The sequence below is a fragment of the Allomesorhizobium aridi genome, from assembly GCF_043769475.1.
Taxonomy (GTDB): Bacteria; Pseudomonadota; Alphaproteobacteria; order Rhizobiales; family Rhizobiaceae; genus Allomesorhizobium.
Map to the genome: position 1 here is coordinate 3,971,614 of NZ_CP171729.1, position 18,406 is coordinate 3,990,019.

An 18,406-nucleotide genomic window follows, 5' to 3' on the forward strand; every position below is an offset into this window, starting at 1 on the left:
GGCGCTCGCAGGGCGCAGATTATCGAGCGTCAACCCGTTGTTGCACACTGTTGCGGTTCAAAGAGGTAGTGGGGGAAGTGGGGGCGTCACAAGCTTCTATAAGATCGAAAACCTCGCCGCGTTGCAGGTCCGGATCAAGGCACGCGTGCGTGGATTGGATTGTTAGCGTCCCAATGTCGAAACCCGCTTCGTTGGCGATGAACTGCAGCAGGCGTCCGAGGCCAATCAGATTGCCAAGCGTGCGCTGGACATAGTAATGGTTGCGATAGACGGCCATCATGCTGAGCCGCCACGTATTCCCGTTGCGCTCGGGCTTCAACTCAATGAAGCTCAAGCATTGCCTGTTCATTTTCTTGCGTAGATCGCGAGCCGGATCGAAGAGTGCGATCTCGGTCACGTTGCTGAAAAACTTAGCTTCTCCGCTTCTCATCGCCCGGAGCGTTTCGATATTCTCGGAAAGCTGATTCACGGTGCCCGCAGCCTTGCCGCTGCCTTTCGGCCAAGCGACCATACGCTGAAAATAACGACCCCATTCGCCCTGACGATGCATGCGGCGCTCATAGACCTGCATGTAACGTTCCGTCAGCGCTTTGATGCCATCGCCTCTATCAAGGGCGGCGGGGAAGATCGTATTTGTGACCGTGCTCACGCTGCATTTGTCATGATCGCGCAGGAACGCGTCGACATTGCACACGATCTCGTCCTCTCCCGGCAAGAATCCAACTGGATCCTCAATGTGCAGCATAAGCCCGTGTTGATCGCCATCCGTCTTGAGCCGACGGGCAGCCCTAACCCACGCGGAGACGGGGGTGGGTGCGGGCTTCATGGGATTGTACATCGTCGGATGCTCCATGTTGGATGACAAAGGCGCTTGCAAAACGGCGGGTGAGATAAGTCTCGGGGATCCAGGCATATCCAGCCCATCCCCAACTCGGCCCCCAGGAGTTGCGGAGCAGGAAATGCGATACGCCACTCAGGTCACCGTATCCGGCCAGGACGACCGCATGCGCCAGTGCAGGATCAATCGGAATGAGATCCTCTGCCATCAGCGCTTCCGGTCCAACAAATCGGGCCGGGTGATAAAACGCGGGAGAAATAAACAAGGTGATCACGACGGGCGAGCCCGCATTGATCTCAGAGCGCCAGCGGTCAGCATTGCCGCTGCGTTGGCCGGTTTCACAGCGGACGACGACCGGGGGTTGGCCAGGCGGCTGATAGGGGCCGGGAAAAACGTCGCGACCCTGATAAGGCCAGAAAACCTCATCGGGTTGGCCGTCATTCAAAATCACCGCACAGGTTGCTTCGATCGTCGAGCCTTGATCCGGCTCCAGGCCATCACGTCGCGTTGCGTGGTAGTAGAGCCATTCAGGAGACAACTCGCTTGGATGGTTATGTGCTGCACGGTGGGTCGCGCTCGCCGCGAAAGACAGACAGGTGGGGCGGCGACCTTGATCGCGGACCGGCTCAAGCTGCCTTCTCAGATCGGCGACGACATTCAACATTAGCGCGCACCGCCCGCGTGTCTGAACGAGGGGCGAAACAGCCCGGCATCGTGCGAATAGACAGGCCTATAGTCGAACGACCAATATTTGGGATCGTCCTCCGGCGCCCACGGCCGGCGTTCCGACAACGTGTAGACACCGTGCGCGGTCGCGCCGGAAGCACGCGCGAGCACATGTCGGATCGTAGGAGCGCCAACGACTCCCTCAGCGACGTGTTCGCGACCATCCTTGAGGATCGCGAAACCAGCCTTTTCCAGTTCATCGAAGTTCCAGACGTAACCGGCGTTACTGTCTTCCCGCAGCTTGACGAAGAATAAGTCGTCCAAGCCGGCTTCAATTACCGTGCCTTCGTCTCGCTCCGACAAGTGCCAAACATCGATGTTTTGCGTGGACTCAATTGGATGGTCGGGCACGAGTGCGCGCTTGATCGTCGCAGGCTTTGACTTGAGAAGTTGCTGCCGGATACCAGCCCCGATAACCCTGTTGCGCACCAGAGCGTAGAGGGTCGCGCGATAGCTTGCGCCAACACGTAACGCCATCTGGTAGACGATGTCAGGATGCTGAAGATGCTGCGGCGTCCAATGCTGACGCTGCATCAGTGTCGTGATCAACCAGTCAGGCACAAGGAAGTATGAGGCGAAGGCATCAGCCTCCTGCTCTGCCGGCGGAAGGTTTATGTAGTCTCGAGCATGATCCGGCGACCGGCGCAGAATACTGTCATCGTCAGCGTGGGGATCATGGTTTAGCACATGGTGGCCGAGTTCATGAGCCGCGGTAAAGCGCTGTTGGCCAAGCGGGCGACGCGTTGTCAGGATGATTCCTGGATTACCTTGCTCGCGCAGATAAGCCCCCAGCAGCGGTTCGAGCTTGCGAAACAGCAAGGGGACATTCTGTCTGTGGATTGCACCGAAGACGTCCACGCGATTCCCTCGCGCGGCGCCTTGATCCAGGCCGAGGTCACGCTGCAGGCGCAGGGCAGCCCGCATGCCTTTCAGTACTGCATCGCGTGTGGGCGCCCTAGCCATTCTTGTTCACCTTCGACCGAGAACGCAGGAATTCGGCGAAGCTTGCCAACTCACCTTTATCGTTCTCCGATAGATCGCTCACCGTGCGCGCCAGAAACGCGACGTCCTCGGGCACGTGGTGCTCAATTTCGCCGGTAAACCAAGACGTCGGCCGCTCATAGAGAGCGGCCAAGCTTTTCATTTCAAGGGCGCCGACTCCCCGCTTGCCTGCCTCCATTTCCGAAATTGCCGAGCGGCGGACTTTCAGATGGCTCGCGGCTTCTTCTTGCGTAATGCCCACATATTCGCGCGCTTCCTTGAGGCGCTTGCCGAGCTGAACGGCCTCGGAGTTTGAACCTGCAAATCCGACGGGGGTCCGGGCCATATTACGCCTCCTCGCTTTCACGCTGGCTCACGCGCCATAGCTCGCGACAGATTTCCATGACGGTCACGACGCAGTGCTCCACACTGCTGAAGCCACCAGCTGGCATTACGTCGTCCGGGAGATCGAGTGCGAACTCCTCCTCGAGCCGCAGAACGACCCGAACCATCACGAGCGAGTCGACCGCAGGCTCCCACGCCGGGCGCGGGGCAGGGCGGTCATTAAGCGCCGTACTGATTTCATTTCGGATGGCGTCTTCGAACGCGCGAGCAGGAAACATGATCATACCTCCAATGTCTACTGATCCGACGCGGGTCTAGCATATGTCTGAAAATCAGACAATAGCCGCCGTAAAAGATCTTCGCGGAAGGTTCGCTGCCTTGCGAGACGGGACTCAGGTTTCACCGTGAAGAAAATGCCGCGCATTGGCTTGACATGTACTGGCAGCTATCCGGGGCAATGGCCTCAATAGCGGGCTGTCTGCTCACGGCCGCGAATGTAACCAATGGCTTCGTGCCTACAGATCCGTCACTGCGGGCGATCTTGTAGCCCCTAAAGTCGACACCCTATCGGAATGGCGGCCGGACCGAAGAAAGGCAGGGATGCTGACAGGCGCGACCGACTCGGAACGCCGAAAAAGATCAGCGCTAGGAGACTCCAAAAAGGCAGAACGGCGGGGTGCTCACCTTCGACATACTGCAAATTGAGCTTATCCAGCGCCAAGGCGTGATCTTCATGCCGCCCGTCGGCGAAAATCAGACCGAGGTCCCTTTTTGATCAGATCGACCCGAGAACAAGCGCTGCTAAACCGGCAGCCCGAGGATCATATTCCAGCCATTGCTGACGTTCTCGATGATCGCTCGCAGAGATCGATCGCCACCGGTCGCAACTACCACAACCTGTGGCGTGCCGTTTGCACGGCCTTCGTCGAAAGCAACCGGCTTGCCGTGGGAAATCCGCACTACGACTCCGGTATGCGGTACCTCAATGATGTTCGGGTCCTTTAGCTCCGCATGCTTCACTGCGTTTGCGAGGCCACCCAGGATGCGATGGTCGTCAGGACGAGCATCTCCCGTGACTGAATGAGAATTGGCCTGGATGAGGGCTCGCATCGCAGCGATACTCTCAGGGTGTGGGTTCACCGCGTTCCGCTCAAACGCAACCTCCGCGAAATGATAAAGAAAGATCGCAGCAGACATGCCTGTTCGAAGGGCCTCATATGCTGCGTCCTGAGCCGCATAGGCATCACCTGCGGCAGTTGCGTTGACCAGCCATTCTTCTGCTTGGATAAACTGGTGATTGGAGCGACGAACCAATCTCTCCCAATGCGTTTCAATGACCAGCTGGCCCATCCCGCGCCTCCCAAATTTAGCCTGCTCTGTTTAGCATGATCTGAAGCACTGAAGCACTTCGCGCTGTTCGCAAAGACGGCGTGGTAATACCACACCATCTTGACAATGGACGCCCCCTGCGCGCCTCCGTGATTTGCGCAGCTTATCGATCGTGACACAGGGGTGTGCTGATCGGGGCGGATACGCTTGTCGGCGATTCGGCGTACGGGCACCCGCGCCGTAGATGCAACAAGAAAGATTGTCTTTTGCGACGTGCGGCAGGACGCGATAAAGACTTACATTGATGAATATGGTCGAGCGCTTCTAAAAGATGCTGCCTTGCAGAGCGCGTTCATTCGCAAATTTGATGGCCTGGGAAGAGCTTCTACCCGTTCAGGATTCATCGCATGATGCCACCCTCGCGACACAGGCCGCAGAGAAATTTTACCATGGACTCGAACGAGCGAAGTGATGAAGAAGTAGCTGCCGCGCATCTATTAGGAAGCGTCGCGACGGATCATTTTCTACAGACGCTAGCTGCTCTCGTAGAAGAGACGACCAACGTCGATGCACTAGAATTTCTCGCCCGCGCTTCTATGTCGGTGATTATTCACGGTTTGAATCCCTCAAAGCGAGTAGACGAATCCGATCTGCAGCTTTTTCATCTTGAGCTAATCCAGGCTCTGGCTCTGTCACGCAAGCACATCGCCTGCGATTCTAACACCGATTATCCGGCCGTTACTGAGCGTATCACCAGACTTATTAGGCAAAACGCAAAGGCCTATCAGGATCAAGAGAAAAGCAAGGTTTCGCCCGACACAGCCGAAAAACCGTCAACAGGAAATGTTGAACCTGATCCGACGCTGGACGCTTGCAGTTAGGGGGCGCGGCAGGGGTTTCAAACTCGGCAGTATGCTTCAGAGCTAGCAATGTCGGTCAATGGGTCTTTCCGGCATCACTATGGTTGCGACGCGACAGAAGTCGTTGCTGCACTTTCGGCGATCATCGACATTTGTGAAAGCCGGGTTCAGGCTCACTTGGAAGATATGCGCGCCTGGATGACTCGGAAAAACTCCGAAAGGGCGATGCTTGAGGCATTCATCCGGAACCTCGAACCAGATGAGCGGGCAAAGATTTCTTCCCGTGCCGCTGTGGTCCAACATGACCGGCAACAACTCTTCGAACTGTTGTGGAACATCAACGAACAACGCTGGATGAGCCTTTTCACGTTTTCCTATGCTGAGCTGGTCGCAACTGCGCCGATCGGACAGAGACGGTCGATCATCTCTGTGCTCTGGCAGTTGTCGCTCGATTTCGGTGCGGTTACGGAGGCGGACCTTCAACACCTGCATCTTGATAACCCGATTCAACGCAGGCCGCTCATTAAGCTGAACGATCGCAGCTTTTTCTGTGTCGGACCTCAGATAGTAGGTGTTCATCTCGCAGAGATTGTCGAAAGCCTTTGCGGGAAAGTGCCAACGCTCAAGAAGGCCGCCGAGCGAGCGCGGGCGGACTGGCTAGAAGCTCGGCTAAGTGCCACAGTACGAGAATACTTGCCCCAAGCCGATGTTCGCGAGCAGGTGAAATGGAGCGATGACGCTTCGGTCATCGCCTGCTGAACGTCAACATCTCTCAACAGAAACAGATCGAGAGATTGATGAAAAAGGGAATGAGAAAGAAGAGCGGAAAGCCGCATCTTTTCTTTCATTCCGGATCACATTCGGCGTGCTCAAGAAGATGCAGACAATCGCCGTCGCGGTCGGCGCTCCAGTGCCCCCGGGGCAATTTGAGCACAACCTCATGACTTGCGCAGAGAGTGCGCTTGATCAGGGGGGTCAGGATGAAATTCTGGTCTTGTATTGGTTTATGCCACGAACTTCAGAACCATACGACTTTATCGGGGTCGTCAAGCGACGGCGATTTCAAGCACCCATTACGCAGTTCGGTACCCCGGCATAGGTATTGGCCGGGTGATGATCCGTTTCATCAATTTAGGAGCCGCAGAACTCAGGTGACAGGCTCACCGAGATTAAGCGAGGGTCTTCTTTTAGGAGCGGACCGTTTTCGTTACCGAGCGCTCAACGTCAGCTTATTGATCCCCAGTCCCCGAAACCGGACGGTCTGAAGTCGGCCCCATTGGGGTCATAGCGGCACTCGCTGTGGATCGACCGCTTACAGCCAAATTCGCTCATTCGAATTGTCGCTGGCGTGCCTGCCTGCCAATAGGGCAAGGCCTAACGTCAGGTTGCGAGCGGGCCGAAATGACGGCGGAATTCCTGCCACATGGGTTGACGCCGAGTTTTGGCACAGCTACGGATAGGGCACATACCCTAATGGCAGGAGAATGACCGCGATGAACTTCGGATATGCTCGTACGTCGACCGCCGATCAGACCGCAGGTCTAGACGCCCAGATTGCAGCGCTAGAGGCTGCGGGCTGCAAACGGGTGTACCGAGAACATGCTTCGGCGGTTGGCAAGCGCGAACAGTTCGATCGGCTGGTGGAGCGTCTTGAAGAAGGCGACACGCTGACGGTCACGAAGATGGACCGGCTGGCCCGCAACGTGCGGCAACTCCTCGCCATCGTGGAGGAACTCGAGGGGCGTCGGGTAGCCCTTCGCATCCTCGACTTCAATGGCGGGGTCCTTGACACCAAGACACCGACTGGGAAGCTCATGCTCCAGATGTTTGGTGCCTTCGCTGAGTTCGAGAGATCGGTTATGCTGGAAAGGCAGCGCATCGGTATCGACGCCGCCAAGGGTGACAAGGCCAAGTATCCGGGCAGGCAGCCCACTGCCATGCGCCAGCGGGACAGGGTTAGGGAACTCGACAATCAAGGTATGTCCCGCGCGAACATCGCTGCCACCTTGAAGATTAGCGAACGAAGCGTCTATCGCGCGCTCGCAGGTTGATCGAGGGCATCACTCCGAAGAAATGAACTCTTGGGCTCCCGACGTGCGTGATGCGCGGTCGCTAGGGCCGGTCCAGAAGAGCGGTGAACACAAAAGTCGCAAAAGCGCCTCGATCTCGGCCGTTGAGGTCCACGAGGCCAGGATAATGTGGCCCCCCATCTCAAGAGCAGCAAACTTGATCTGATCCAGCCGCTCCAGGCCGTGTTGTTCGCGGGCTGCGCACAAAATTTCTTCAAGCGACCCGCGCGCCTCATGGCGCGGCCTGGGGCGCGGCCGGGAGGAAGCATGACGGTGTCAGGCATGACTGCTCAGATTCCGCTGCCCGCGACCGCAGTCAACGCGAACGCAATAGGGCACGAAGGCGGAACGTCGCAGACAACTGTGGATATATCCTGCGAGTTATCCACACGCCAAGGAACGGAACTGGAACGCAGGCGATGTAGGGGTCAGCAGCGTACTACGTTCCGGGTTGTTGCTCCACTGGCGGGGCCTCGTCCTCCTCAACCGGCGATTCAGGCACCGGCTCCCTGTCGTGCTGGAATTGAACCGTCCAGGGTAAAGGCTCCAGCCATTCCTCCCGCCTTTCAATCCAAATCTCATGGTCGGGCGCAATGTCGCTCGGCGCTTGATCCAGACTCCCAAGCATCACTTCGGCTTCGTCGTCGCGGAGCGAGAAAATGCGGCCGCCGCATTCCCTGCAGAAGCTGCGGCCCTTGTATTTGCCCACCTCACCAGTCCCCTGGAACTTGCTTCGAGGCCATATCCCAAACGCCGAATAGAAGGACCCGCTGGCCTTGCGGCAATCAAGGCAATGACAAAGGCCCGCTCTCAGCGGCTGGCCTTGCACCTGAAAACGGACGGCGCCGCACAGGCACCCGCCTTCGCGTTTGACGGGATGTAGGTAGGACATATCGTGCTCCTTTCCGCGCTCAACGGTGGCCGTCCGACAACCGTTCCCAACGCCATTTGCTTTGCTTTTGCCGCGGGTGCTGCCGCGAGCAATAGCCAGTCTCTTCGATCGGTAACCAGCGGGCAGGGTGGCCGCGCGCTTGGTGGCGCAACTCCGTTCGCACAAAGAGTTTCCAATGGGGGGTGATCGGTCCAGGCCGCCTCGCTCGTTAGACCCGCGGCATTCCTCAGGTCTCATAAACCGCAACAATTTTGGAGATCCGAAATGACTGACGAAAAGACGAATGCTGTCGAACTCGCAAAGACAGATCTTCGGGCCGCCTGCGATATGGTGATCGAGCGTAGCGCGGCCATGATGGTTGAGGAACTCGGCGCACCGATCGAGATGATGCTCGATCGCATGCTGACCGACGCCGGCCCAAGCATGTGTGCAACAGGCAAGCCCAGCCGCGGCGATAGCACCGGCGACCATACCGGGCGCGAAGCACCAAGCGGGCAATCTGCCGATCATCCAGAGGAATTTCCACAAGAACGGAACTGTTGCCACGCGCATGACTGCGCCGCTCGAGCTCCGGTTCGAAGGCTCGGCCGGCGGCATAGAAGGTTACGCCAGCGCGTTCGGCGGAACGTGACGCCGATGGAGAAGGTTCATCCCTCGATCTCTCTATGGTTAACCCGGGGGCGGTCGCAAAGTTCGCAGGATTGCCGGCCCCCGGACCCGCGTCACCGCCAGCAAACGACGGCTTTCCCGGAGTGTGTATGCCGAATTCTTGGACGAGCGACCTCTTGGTCCGCTACCGGAACGTTCGCCAATGCGAAATATTGACCCTAGTCGGACATCGGTGAAGACCATACGAGCGACTGCTTTAGCTCGGAATGTGGACAATAACGATCCAGAGCTGGTCCGTGCACATCACTGGTTCGATTCGACGTGGCGCGCGTTTTGGCTTTGGTCGATGACGGGGGTCGTTGCGGCATCGATCTGGCTCAGAATGTGCTCCGAAATGCCTCGCGCGATCTCCCGTTCGCCCATGATGATCAGGTTCGCGCCGAACTTCTTCAGGTAATCCACCTCAGCATCGGAATGAGCGCGGGCGATGATCTCGAGCTTCGGATTGACGGCATGGGCGTGCTCGATGAGATTGCCACTCTCGAACGGATTTGGGATGGCGCTGATCAACCATCGGGCTGAGGCGACGTTGGCAGCCTCAAGTAATCCCGGCTGGGCGGCATTTCCCGAAATGACATCAACGCCGCTTGCGCGGAGTTGATCTACAATTGCCTGCCGTTCCTCGATTACCAAGTAGGGCTGCCTTGCCTTTTGCAACGTCTCTGCAACCAGGCTGCCAACCCGACCATGGCCGACAAGCACGGCATGGTCGGTAAGATTGGAAATTCCGAGCTCGGGTGTTTCGGCTCTACCTTCTTGTGCCGCAATGGTTCGCTCTCGTGCTTTGAGCCACGGCGTCAGCCGATCCAAGCCCGCGAATAGGAGCGGGTTGATGAGGATCGGAGGATCGCGCCGGCGAGCACCAGGTCACGTCCCGCCTCGGGAAGAAGTTCGAGCTCGACACCCAGCCCCGCAAGGATGAAGGAGAACTCGCCGATTTGTGCTAGGCTTAGGCCAAGTGTCAGGGCCACGTAGGGCGGATAGCCGAACACGAATGCGATGGCCGATGCGGCTGTGGCATTGCCAATGACGATGATCAGAAATGTCGCGCCGACGAGCAGCGGCTGCTCAACCAGGATCATGGGGTTGAACAGCATGCCGACCGAGACGAAGAACAGGACGGCGAATGCGTCGCGGAGTGGAAGCGTTTCCTGAGCGGCGCTTTGGCTTAGCTGGGATTCGGCAAGGACCATTCCGGCGAAAAAAGCGCCAAGTGCAAACGAGACGCCGAAAAGTTCGGATGCTCCAAAAGCAACACCGAGAGCAATCGCCAGGACGGCCAAACGGAAAAGTTCTCGTGAACCCGTGTGAGCAACGTAGTGAAGTATCCACGGGATGACACGCCGGCCAACGATAACCATAATCGCGAAGAAGGCCGCCAATTTGGCTAACGTAAGTCCGAGCGCACCCCAGACAGTATGCGGCTCAGAGAACGTGAACAGGCCGCCGCCGGCAGTGTTCGCCTGGTTGGCATTGCCGCCGAGAACCCCGGCGAAGGCCGGTAACAGTACGAGCGCTAGGATCATGGCGAGATCCTCCACGATCAGCCAGCCGACTGCGATGCGTCCTCCATCCGTTTCGAGTTGCCGCTTTTCCTGCAGCGTCCGCAGAACCACGACCGTACTTGCAACCGACAGGGCCAACCCAAACACCACTCCGGCTCCGATCGGCCAGCCGATCGCCTGCGTCACGACGAGCCCGAGCATCGTCACTATTGCCATTTGACCGACAGCGCCAGGAAGCGCGATCTTTCTTACCGAGAGCAGATCGTTCAACGAGAAATGTAGTCCTATGCCAAACATCAGCAGGATTACGCCGAGTTCGGCGAGTTGGCGCGCCAGTGCTTGGTCGGCAACGAAGCCGGGCGTGAACGGGCCTATCAAGACACCAGCCACGAGGTAGCCGACCAGCGGTGATAGGCGAAGTCGGTTCGCTAGCGTGCCGAGAATGAAGGCAAGTCCGAGGCCGGCGACAAGGGTGGCGATAAGTGGCGCGTGAGGCATCTCTCCCAATCCAGTTCCGGCCACCTGGCGCTCTGGTCAAGCGTGGCACGAACCCACAGATAATGGACTAAGACGCGGCGGTCTCAACATCTTTAGCAAAAGCGTGCCGAAGCATATGTCGCCTTCAGGCCGCACAGCAGACCCCCAAGGCACCTGGACGTTTGAAGAGGGTCAGCTTGGTCCGGCTTCTTGTTGTTCGCAGCGCCTGCTTCCTCGACTTTGGCTGGAATGTGAATGCAGTCTGGACCTACTTGGGTTTGGGAGTGCTCTCCACTGCTGTATCGGCTTGGGCAATCTTGGACGACCGCAATCATCAACAAGCCGCATCTCCTTTCCGCCATCCTTGCCAACCGCAGAGGCATTGCCCGTTGTGACATTGAGGGGATCACTGCCGTCCTTCCTTTCCCGGATATGATCGGAGAAGAGGCGTGATGGCCGGCACGACGCAGGACGGTAGCCGCCAGGGCCCGGTGCTCCGGGGTGAGCAGTTCAGCGTGTGCCTTCTTCTCCGGCGGGCGCGCGCAGCGGGTGTCGAGGGTGCGCAGCGCTGGCTTCGGCATTCGGACCATTGCGACGCCTCGGAGATGATGTTTTGTTGCCCTCCTTCAGGGAAGGATTTGTTAATGCTTCGACCCATATCGGCCCCACATGTCTCCAATGGCGATGTGACATTTGAGTGTTGGGACGAGCAGTTCGGGAAAGTGCATGTGACCGTTAGCGCCGAAGCTATCGAGGATTACGCTAACCCACGCGGATTGAAGGGCTCTCTTAGCCAGAAATTAGCAGCAGCTTTTGACGACGTCGTTGAAGCTGCTGGCAGGGTGTATGACAAAGACGCGGGCAGACCTCGCAGCATCTTGGTCACCACCCGGGATCTGAACGGTTGATTGCTGGTGTAGTGCTCTGCCTCAGATGCCGGGCGCTACCGTGCGGGTCTGCCTTTGGGCCGCCCGCCGAAGGGAAGAGCAGACAAAGGTCAGCGTTTACGCGAGGCACGCGAGGAAATGAACGTGTTTTTGGGAGCCTAAGCGGTCACTCGCAACGCGGACGGCGGAGGTCACCGATGGTGCACGAGCGCTGGTTGCGCTCAATGTCCGGTTTTGGGAACGGATATAGGCTGCGGGAGGGCTCGAAAGGGTTAAGAATACTGGTTGCAGCGAAGAAAATCGGGTCAGGAATGTCCGACTAGGATCATGGCATCACGTTGATGCCCATTCGGTTTGACACTCGAACGTTTCCATCAACGTGAATTCCCGCCATATCAGCCAGTGTTAACCGGCCGAGATTGGGAGCCCTGCTTCATGATAATCTCGCGGTGCGGGTAAGGGATGCCAACTCCGTTCTCCTTGAACGTATCCCACAGCGCGAGCAGCACTTTTCCGCGCACGTTGGTCAGGCCCTGCTGAGGCTCATGGACCCAGAAGCGCAGGACGAAATCCAGCGAGGATTCGCCGAAGGCCGTGAGCCAGCAGACCGGCCGTCGATCCGCTTCCACGCGCGGGACGGTCAAGGCGGCCTGTATCGCTAGCTGGCTGACCTTATGCGGGTCCGCGTCATAAGAAACGCCGAATTCCACGTCGAGCCGTACAAGGTCGTCGCGGAAGGTCCAGTTGATCACCCGCTGGGTGATGAAGTCCTCGTTCGGGATCAGGTATTCGCGGCCGTCCCGCGTCACCACTGAGACAAAACGGGCCCGCAGGTCGCGTATCCATCCGAAGGTATCTTCGAGTGAAATCGTGTCCCCCGGCTTGATCGATTTGTCGAGCAGGATAATCACGCCGGAAATGAAATTCGAAACGACCTTTTGCAGTCCGAAACCCACGCCAAGGCCGACGGCCCCGGAAAACACCGTCAATGCCGTGAGATCAACACCAACTGAAGAAAGCGCAACCGAACCGGCAAACAGCACAAGTCCGATTTTTGCGAACTTGCCTATCAGGACGCGGATCGACGGTGTGAGCTCTTCCGAACTCTGAACGCGCTCGTCGAGATACCTGCCAACAACCACAGCGAGCCAGACGGTCGCGGTCAGCAGCAGTGTCGCCTTCAACACCGTGAGGGCCGACAGGCGAATCTGGCCCAGAGGCAAAGCGAAGTAGTCCAGGAATGCCGCCGCGTCGTCACTGATGCCAAGGATGACAAGGGCCGCATAGATCCAGGCAAGCCAACCAAGAGTGCGCGCCGCCAGCCGATTGCGGATGATGCGCGAGAGCACCGAAGCGAACAGCCAGGCTAGTGACAGCGCCAACGCGATGGAAATGATATAACTCCTGCTCGGCCAAGTGACGCCACGCAAGAGAGCGAGGGCAACGAGCAGAAAAACCGTGAAAAGAAGCCAGTCGGTGCGCCGTAACAGTGCAACCGCGACCCGCAGCAGCCCGGGATGTCCTTTGATCTGGCGCGCCCGGGTTTCCAGAAGCGGTTCGATGCGACTTGCAGTGAGCTTTGCCGCCAGAAAAAGCCCAACGATGATACCGGTCTGATAGAAGAACCAGGGCGCGCCGCCATAGTCGAACCAACCGCGGGCCCACACCAGCGCTTCATCGACGGCGTTGCGAAAATCCATTTCCACACAACCGTTATGGCGCACGCATTGTGATCGGCAAGCTTAGCCAGAAGAGAACCGGGATTGCGACATCGATCCATCGATCTAACGTGGGAGGCCCATCAGGAACCGGTCCGAGGGCGATGCTCGGTTCAGGCGCTATGGAACTCTTTCCGCAAGCAAAAGGTTGAGGGGATCGAAGGGGCTCGACTAATGGAGAGCCGTCATGGACAACAAGCACTATGATGGAGCCGATCTAATTTCCGTCGTGAAGGCTTGCGCCCATAGCAGATGCGCAGGGTCGTTGCTGTCGACCTCCAAGGCGGTCGAAGAACTCCGGATAATCTCAGGGGATTTTGTCACCCCTGACGAGGAGATGGCAGAAGCAATATCCGAGATTGCCATCGCGCTAGGCTGTACGGTCGTTTTCGACGAACGAGCGGGCGCTGACACTCTGAACATGACGCCACGACACGTTGCCGGCCGCGCCGCCTAGAGGAGCTGCGACAGAGTCGCTCACGAAGGCTTTGGGGTGGGGTCAATCCTTATTCTAAAGCGTCGCGATCGGCGGGGATCGGTGGTGCGTCCTCGCCCTCCCCCGTCAGGAGAAATTTTGTTAATGCTGCCATCAAGGCTTCTGCGGTCCGTCGATCCAGTTGCAGTTCGATAGGCTCGCCATCGTCATCCGTCAGCTCCAAGGTCCCAATTAGCGGCGCTCTGGAGAGTATGGTGATATCCCCATCCTGATACTCTGCCGTCTTCAACGGGTCGTCATTCACTATATTCCCTCTCCCTGTTGAGGAGCGCGGGGCTGGTGATCCCCGCCACGACCATATTCTTTCCGCTCCACCCGATCCAATTCTTGCAGTTTGCGCCGGTGTTCGGCAGACGCCGCTTTAGGCACGGCAAAGCACGGGTGCGATTGGAGGTTGCCCATCTGCTGCCGAACCAATCGGGATGCCCTGGCGTGATACGATTGCCGTCTCATGCACGTTCAATTTGCCAGCTATTAGTTAGTTCCACTTTTTAACGGTTTAGGTTGCTAGAATGTTCTCTCGAAGCGCCCACCGCATTGCTTATGAGCCTGCCTGCCTTTTAGGTATTTCCTTACCGAATAACTGATCCGGTGTTCGACAACTGGCATCGTCTGTCGCAAACGAACCGCCTGACGGAAACCGATTTGGTCGAACAGTCGGGAGCACCATACCGAGGTGGCGAGGTAGCGCTCGCCATCCGCGCTTTTTTTCAGCCGAGATCATGATAGATCTGCGTTACCGCAAAGAGATTGGCACGGACACAAGCAGCATGGTCATCATATCAAATGGAGGCGCATACTTGCAGGCCAACGCAATCGAATGCAGTTTGCGCAGGTTGATGCCATCCTTCCACGACAACCGCGCGGTATCTTGTGAATAGAGCAGCCATTCGCGCGGCGGTCCACGTCGCAGCTGTCTTTGCCCTCTATCTCTCGGCAGCGATGCTCATTCCCGCTGCGGTCGACCTTTATTATGGCCACGAGGATTGGCCGGTTTTTGCGTTTTCGGCATTTTTTCGCCGGCGGGCTGTCACTGGCGGTGGCGCTGGCTACACATGGCACCCCGCCGCCGGTAACCACCCGGTTCGGGTTTCTTCTGGTAAACCTTCTTTGGCTGACGATGGCGGTCGCTGGCACCGTACCGTTTCTTTTCTCCTCGCTTGATCTCAGCCTGACGGATGCTGTTTTCGAGTCGGTCTCCGGCATTACGACCACCGGGTCGACGATCATCAACGGGTTGGATTCAGCACCGCCGGGATTGCTGATGTGGCGCTCACTGCTCAGCTTCATGGGCGGCATCGGTGTGATCGCGCTCGGCCTCTTTCTGCTCCCGTTCCTGAATATCGGTGGCGTTTCGTACTTCAAGATCGAGTCCTCAGATATCGAGGACCGACCTTTCGAACGCTTTCAGACCTTCACGCTCGGCATCATCGGCATCTATACGGTGCTCGTCGTAGCCTGTGGCTTCTGTTACGCGGCGGCCGGAATGGAGTCGTTTCATGCGATCAACCACGCTATGTCGACTGTCGCCACGGGTGGTTTCTCGACCCATGACACGTCCTTCATCCGCTATTCGGGATCGCCGGGCATACTGTGGACCGGGACCGTCTTCATGTTCATCGGCTCGCTGCCCTTCTCGATCATAATCCTGTTTGCCTTTCGCGGCCGCTTCGACGCATTGCGCGACCCGCAGATACGGGTTTTCGCCGGATATACCGTCGTCTTTGCGCTCGCAGTGACAATCTATCTGCGGGTCAAGCTGGACATGCCGTTCCTCGACGCGCTGACCCATTCCGCGTTCAATTTCGTCTCGATCATCTCGACCGGAGGCTTTGCCAGCGACGATTATACGCGCTGGGGGCCATTTGCCGTGGCCTGCATCTTCGTGGCGACTTTTCTGGGAGGCTGCTCGGGCTCGACGACAGGTGGCATAAAGGCCTACCGGTTCCTGATCCTGTTCGAGCTGATGGGCAATGGTCTGCGCCGCCTGGTCTATCCGCATACGGTCTTGCCGGTGCGCTATGGCGAGCGCACGGTCGGCGACGACATGCAACGCGCTGTGGTGCTGTTCATTGCCTCGTTTTTCGTCCTTTGGGCAATCATCACCGTGCTTCTGGGCGCGACGGGACTCGATTTCATTACTGCAGTGACGGGATCGCTGTCGTCGCTCACCAATGTCGGTCCAGGCCTCGGGCCAGTGATCGGGCCGTTGGGCAATTTTTCGACGCTGCCCGACGCGGCGAAATGGATCTGTTCAGTGACTATGTTGCTGGGCCGCCTCGAAATTCTGGCTGTCATCGTTGTGTTTTCGCCCACTTTTTGGCGCGGTTGAAGTTTTGGGTGCGCCGCGGTTCTGCCAGGCAACCAAAAGAACAATCCATCTCAGACCTTTGTTCATAACTAATCAGATGTCGCAGCCCAGGCGATAGCCGATGTCGACTCATGCGGCTGCTTCAGCATGTCCCGATGCCTGAGCGCACCCGTCTCAGGCTCGGCAGCGCCCCTAACGGAAAAGCATCACCGGCACTTTGCACGACCGTATCATCTCGGTCGTCGTAGAGCCGATGACAAGGCTGCGGATGCGCGAGTGCCCGTAGGCTCCCATGACCAGGAGGTTGACGCCCTCGGTCTCGACCATCCGGGCAATGACAGCGTCGGGTTGACCCGCAACGATGTCGGCTTCGATGGAATGTCCGCCGGCCTCAAGAATGGAACCTGCATCCTGGAGCCGTTTTTGGGCTTCTGGCGTGTCTTGCGCAACCATCAGAAGCCGACAGAATAGGCCTTCGAACAACCGGATTCGAGCGACGTGGTCAACAGCCTTCAAGCTGCTAGCGCCGCCGTCGAAGGCGATCAGAAAGCTCTCGATGGGTTTGAAGGCTCGTGATGCGACGAAGATGGGCTTACGACTCGAACGGGCGATGCGCTCGAGGTTCGACCCCAGATGCAGCTTTGCGAAATCGGCACCTTCGCCACGTTTGCCGATCACCACCATATCGGCATCGGCTTCGATCTCGGCGATCGTTTCGACGATATCCCCGAGCCGCAGCCTGGTCGCAACATCTGTGACGCCGGAAGCCTCGACCGCAGCCTGGGCGTCCTCAAGAATTGCGCGGCCACGCTTCTGCGCGAGCTTTGCTCGCTGCTCGTCGAGCGCGCTCAATTCAGCGAGCAGCGTGCTTCGAGCGCCGAGCGCGATGCTCCCGCTTAGATCCGCCGGCGCGCTTGCGGTTTTGCGACGGCCGAGGACTTGAAGAATCTCGTTGGGCGATCCTGTGCGCTTTGCGATCCAGGCTGCGTGGTCGCAAACGCTCTTCGAGTAGATCGACCCGTCTACCAGCGCGATCAGTTTCGACATTTGTTTCCTCCCTCAGTGTCCCATGAGGCGTTCGAGCGCGCCCGGCTTGTCGTGGATGGCGAGCCTGTCCACGATCGTCTCGCTCGCCTCGTTCAGTCCTATGATATCGACCGCCGCTCCCTCCCGGCGGAATTTCAGCACGATCATGTCGAGCGCAGCGACGCTGGAGATTTCCCAGATATGTGCCCGGCTGACATCGATGGTGACCTTCTCCAGCGCTTCCTTGAAATCGAAGGCGGCGGTGAAGTCGTCGGCCGACGCAAAGAAGACCTGGCCTTCGACGACGTAGGTTCGTGCCGCCCCATCCTCCGACAGCGTGGATGTGACCCGGAAATCTGCGCGATCTTCCAGGCAAAGAAAATGCCGGACAGAAGAACGCCGACGAGGACGCCGATCGCCAGATTGTGGGTGAAGACGACGCAGACGACGGTCGCCAGCACGACGACGGACGAACTGCGCGGGTGGTGCTTGAGGTTCCTTACCGACGACCAGGAGAATGTTCCGATCGAGACCATGATCATGATGGCGACGAGCGCCGCCATCGGTATCTGCTTCACCCAGTCGCCGAGAACGACGATCATGAACAACAAGAACATACCCGCGCAGAACGTCGACAGGCGACCCCTGCCGCCGGACTTCACATTGATGATCGACTGGCCGATCATGGCGCAGCCCGCCATGCCGCCGATGAACCCGGTCGCGGTGATGGCGATGCCCTGGCCGATGCATTCCTGGTTCTTGTCGCTCGGCGTATCGGTAAGGTCGTCGACGATCGAGCGGTCATTAGCGATTCCAGCAATCCGACTGCCGCCACCGCCGCCGAGTACGGGCACGGGCGATGACGACGTCATTCCGCTACCCTGATTTCCTCGGTTGCCACGCTTGATGTCCCGGATGCGCAAGGCGTATGGTTTCACGATTGTAAGGCGGCTTAAGCCGCCCGGAGGCGATCGATGGACAGGATGCAGTTCCCACTGCCGGTGCGCATCGTGACCGAAGCCGGTGAGGCGGTGACCGAAATCTACGATGTTGAAGAGGCGCTCACGTTTCTTCAGAACTGGCCAGCCGCACGGGGCAGCCCGATCTTCCAAAGGGCCTTGAATGCCTGTTTCGCCGTTACGATAGACGAGGGCACAGTCGAGGAAGCGCGAAAGGCCTTGGCGGCGTTCGCCCGGATTGCCGGTGTTCTGGCCAAAGATGAGCCGCTGCCGAGGTTGCGGGAAGTCGAGGATTGGACAAGGTCGCCGGCAAGGTGA

Annotated in this window: 18 protein-coding genes and 3 pseudogenes; 9 read left to right on the forward strand and 12 right to left on the reverse strand. The window is 58.3% G+C overall.

Annotated elements, in window-relative coordinates; genetic code table 11:
* Positions 1 to 19: 19 nt before the first annotated feature.
* From ACG873_RS21590 to ACG873_RS21615, 6 genes are all read right to left on the reverse strand, one after another.
* On the reverse strand, positions 20 to 838 hold the full coding sequence (locus tag ACG873_RS21590) for a hypothetical protein (RefSeq protein WP_394887478.1): 819 nt from the start codon (positions 836 to 838) through the stop codon (positions 20 to 22).
* Positions 789 to 1,502: a C1 family peptidase gene (locus ACG873_RS21595; protein WP_394887480.1), complete on the reverse strand. Its 714-nt coding sequence runs from the start codon at positions 1,500 to 1,502 to the stop codon at positions 789 to 791. Before ACG873_RS21595 ends, ACG873_RS21590 begins: the two co-directional genes overlap by 50 nt.
* Positions 1,502 to 2,527: an ImmA/IrrE family metallo-endopeptidase gene (locus ACG873_RS21600; protein ID WP_394887481.1), complete on the reverse strand. Its 1,026-nt coding sequence runs from the start codon at positions 2,525 to 2,527 to the stop codon at positions 1,502 to 1,504. The genes ACG873_RS21595 and ACG873_RS21600 overlap by 1 nt, the downstream gene beginning before the upstream one ends.
* On the reverse strand, positions 2,520 to 2,891 hold the full coding sequence (locus ACG873_RS21605) for a helix-turn-helix domain-containing protein (RefSeq protein WP_394887482.1): 372 nt from the start codon (positions 2,889 to 2,891) through the stop codon (positions 2,520 to 2,522). Before ACG873_RS21605 ends, ACG873_RS21600 begins: the two co-directional genes overlap by 8 nt.
* 1 nt (position 2,892) lies before the next feature.
* Positions 2,893 to 3,168, reverse strand: coding sequence for a hypothetical protein (locus ACG873_RS21610; RefSeq protein ID WP_394887484.1), 276 nt, complete (start codon positions 3,166 to 3,168; stop codon positions 2,893 to 2,895).
* Between the two features lie 523 nt (positions 3,169 to 3,691).
* The gene (locus ACG873_RS21615) at positions 3,692 to 4,240 is read right to left on the reverse strand and encodes a hypothetical protein (RefSeq protein WP_394887486.1); all 549 of its coding nucleotides are present in this window, start codon (positions 4,238 to 4,240) and stop codon (positions 3,692 to 3,694) included.
* A gap of 428 nt (positions 4,241 to 4,668) precedes the next feature.
* On the opposite strand from ACG873_RS21615, the gene ACG873_RS21620 reads away from it, so the two are divergent.
* The 4 genes from ACG873_RS21620 (at position 4,669) to ACG873_RS21635 (ending at position 7,130) form a co-directional block, all read left to right on the forward strand.
* Positions 4,669 to 5,100: a hypothetical protein gene (locus ACG873_RS21620; RefSeq protein ID WP_394887487.1), complete on the forward strand. Its 432-nt coding sequence runs from the start codon at positions 4,669 to 4,671 to the stop codon at positions 5,098 to 5,100.
* Between the two features lie 48 nt (positions 5,101 to 5,148).
* Positions 5,149 to 5,838, forward strand: a complete 690-nt coding sequence (locus ACG873_RS21625; RefSeq protein ID WP_394887489.1) for a hypothetical protein — start codon at positions 5,149 to 5,151, stop codon at positions 5,836 to 5,838.
* Entirely contained in the window at positions 5,813 to 6,178 is a 366-nt protein-coding gene (locus ACG873_RS21630; protein WP_394887491.1) for a hypothetical protein, read from the forward strand. The genes ACG873_RS21625 and ACG873_RS21630 overlap by 26 nt, the downstream gene beginning before the upstream one ends.
* Before the next feature lie 385 nt (positions 6,179 to 6,563).
* Positions 6,564 to 7,130, forward strand: coding sequence for a recombinase family protein (locus tag ACG873_RS21635; protein WP_394887493.1), 567 nt, complete (start codon positions 6,564 to 6,566; stop codon positions 7,128 to 7,130).
* 457 nt (positions 7,131 to 7,587) lie between these two features.
* On the opposite strand, the gene ACG873_RS21640 is transcribed toward ACG873_RS21635, so the two are convergent.
* Entirely contained in the window at positions 7,588 to 8,040 is a 453-nt protein-coding gene (locus ACG873_RS21640; RefSeq protein ID WP_394887495.1) for a GFA family protein, read from the reverse strand.
* A 264-nt stretch (positions 8,041 to 8,304) separates the two neighbouring features.
* Here ACG873_RS21640 and ACG873_RS21645 point away from each other — a divergent pair, with 264 nt between their 5' ends.
* Positions 8,305 to 8,865, forward strand: coding sequence for a hypothetical protein (locus ACG873_RS21645; RefSeq protein ID WP_394887496.1), 561 nt, complete (start codon positions 8,305 to 8,307; stop codon positions 8,863 to 8,865).
* Between the two features lie 87 nt (positions 8,866 to 8,952).
* Here the strand turns inward: ACG873_RS21645 and ybaL are convergent.
* A pseudogene (gene ybaL, locus ACG873_RS21650) lies at positions 8,953 to 10,712 on the reverse strand (YbaL family putative K(+) efflux transporter).
* A 431-nt stretch (positions 10,713 to 11,143) separates the two neighbouring features.
* On the opposite strand from ybaL, the gene ACG873_RS21655 reads away from it, so the two are divergent.
* Positions 11,144 to 11,599, forward strand: coding sequence for a hypothetical protein (locus ACG873_RS21655; RefSeq protein WP_394887498.1), 456 nt, complete (start codon positions 11,144 to 11,146; stop codon positions 11,597 to 11,599).
* 374 nt (positions 11,600 to 11,973) lie between these two features.
* Here the strand turns inward: ACG873_RS21655 and ACG873_RS21660 are convergent, their stop codons facing one another.
* A complete protein-coding gene (locus ACG873_RS21660; protein ID WP_394887500.1) occupies positions 11,974 to 13,278 on the reverse strand; it encodes a mechanosensitive ion channel family protein in 1,305 nt (434 codons plus the stop codon).
* Between the two features lie 205 nt (positions 13,279 to 13,483).
* Here ACG873_RS21660 and ACG873_RS21665 point away from each other — a divergent pair, with 205 nt between their 5' ends.
* Positions 13,484 to 13,753 (forward strand): hypothetical protein, encoded by a 270-nt coding sequence (locus tag ACG873_RS21665; protein ID WP_394887502.1) that lies wholly within the window; start codon positions 13,484 to 13,486, stop codon positions 13,751 to 13,753.
* Positions 13,754 to 13,802: 49 nt separating this feature from the next.
* Here the strand turns inward: ACG873_RS21665 and ACG873_RS21670 are convergent, their stop codons facing one another.
* Complete coding sequence (locus ACG873_RS21670; protein ID WP_394887504.1) at positions 13,803 to 14,036, reverse strand: hypothetical protein; 234 nt, start codon at positions 14,034 to 14,036, stop codon at positions 13,803 to 13,805.
* Between the two features lie 629 nt (positions 14,037 to 14,665).
* Here ACG873_RS21670 and ACG873_RS21675 point away from each other — a divergent pair.
* Positions 14,666 to 16,124 (forward strand): annotated as a pseudogene (locus ACG873_RS21675) (TrkH family potassium uptake protein).
* 171 nt (positions 16,125 to 16,295) lie between these two features.
* Here ACG873_RS21675 and ACG873_RS21680 read toward each other — a convergent pair.
* Together ACG873_RS21680 and ACG873_RS21685 are read right to left on the reverse strand one after the other, a co-directional pair.
* A complete protein-coding gene (locus ACG873_RS21680) occupies positions 16,296 to 17,150 on the reverse strand; it encodes a universal stress protein (protein ID WP_394887506.1) in 855 nt (284 codons plus the stop codon).
* Positions 17,151 to 17,162: 12 nt separating this feature from the next.
* Positions 17,163 to 17,979: pseudogene (locus ACG873_RS21685) on the reverse strand (SulP family inorganic anion transporter); the annotation flags it as partial.
* A gap of 124 nt (positions 17,980 to 18,103) precedes the next feature.
* On the opposite strand from ACG873_RS21685, the gene ACG873_RS21690 reads away from it, so the two are divergent.
* Complete coding sequence (locus ACG873_RS21690; protein WP_394885793.1) at positions 18,104 to 18,406, forward strand: DUF982 domain-containing protein; 303 nt, start codon at positions 18,104 to 18,106, stop codon at positions 18,404 to 18,406.

What these genes read in the sequence shown, in the direction of transcription:
- ACG873_RS21590 (WP_394887478.1), bottom strand. Translation starts at nt 838, where the DNA reads ATGTACAATCCCATGAAGCCCGCACCCACCCCCGTCTCCGCGTGGGTT.
- ACG873_RS21595 (WP_394887480.1), bottom strand. Translation starts at nt 1,502, where the DNA reads ATGTTGAATGTCGTCGCCGATCTGAGAAGGCAGCTTGAGCCGGTCCGC.
- ACG873_RS21600 (WP_394887481.1), bottom strand. Translation starts at nt 2,527, where the DNA reads ATGGCTAGGGCGCCCACACGCGATGCAGTACTGAAAGGCATGCGGGCT.
- ACG873_RS21605 (WP_394887482.1), bottom strand. Translation starts at nt 2,891, where the DNA reads ATGGCCCGGACCCCCGTCGGATTTGCAGGTTCAAACTCCGAGGCCGTT.
- ACG873_RS21610 (WP_394887484.1), bottom strand. Translation starts at nt 3,168, where the DNA reads ATGTTTCCTGCTCGCGCGTTCGAAGACGCCATCCGAAATGAAATCAGT.
- ACG873_RS21615 (WP_394887486.1), bottom strand. Translation starts at nt 4,240, where the DNA reads ATGGGCCAGCTGGTCATTGAAACGCATTGGGAGAGATTGGTTCGTCGC.
- ACG873_RS21620 (WP_394887487.1), top strand. Translation starts at nt 4,669, where the DNA reads ATGGACTCGAACGAGCGAAGTGATGAAGAAGTAGCTGCCGCGCATCTA.
- ACG873_RS21625 (WP_394887489.1), top strand. Translation starts at nt 5,149, where the DNA reads ATGTCGGTCAATGGGTCTTTCCGGCATCACTATGGTTGCGACGCGACA.
- ACG873_RS21630 (WP_394887491.1), top strand. Translation starts at nt 5,813, where the DNA reads ATGACGCTTCGGTCATCGCCTGCTGAACGTCAACATCTCTCAACAGAA.
- ACG873_RS21635 (WP_394887493.1), top strand. Translation starts at nt 6,564, where the DNA reads ATGACCGCGATGAACTTCGGATATGCTCGTACGTCGACCGCCGATCAG.
- ACG873_RS21640 (WP_394887495.1), bottom strand. Translation starts at nt 8,040, where the DNA reads ATGTCCTACCTACATCCCGTCAAACGCGAAGGCGGGTGCCTGTGCGGC.
- ACG873_RS21645 (WP_394887496.1), top strand. Translation starts at nt 8,305, where the DNA reads ATGACTGACGAAAAGACGAATGCTGTCGAACTCGCAAAGACAGATCTT.
- ACG873_RS21655 (WP_394887498.1), top strand. Translation starts at nt 11,144, where the DNA reads ATGGCCGGCACGACGCAGGACGGTAGCCGCCAGGGCCCGGTGCTCCGG.
- ACG873_RS21660 (WP_394887500.1), bottom strand. Translation starts at nt 13,278, where the DNA reads ATGGATTTTCGCAACGCCGTCGATGAAGCGCTGGTGTGGGCCCGCGGT.
- ACG873_RS21665 (WP_394887502.1), top strand. Translation starts at nt 13,484, where the DNA reads ATGGACAACAAGCACTATGATGGAGCCGATCTAATTTCCGTCGTGAAG.
- ACG873_RS21680 (WP_394887506.1), bottom strand. Translation starts at nt 17,150, where the DNA reads ATGTCGAAACTGATCGCGCTGGTAGACGGGTCGATCTACTCGAAGAGC.
- ACG873_RS21690 (WP_394885793.1), top strand. Translation starts at nt 18,104, where the DNA reads ATGGACAGGATGCAGTTCCCACTGCCGGTGCGCATCGTGACCGAAGCC.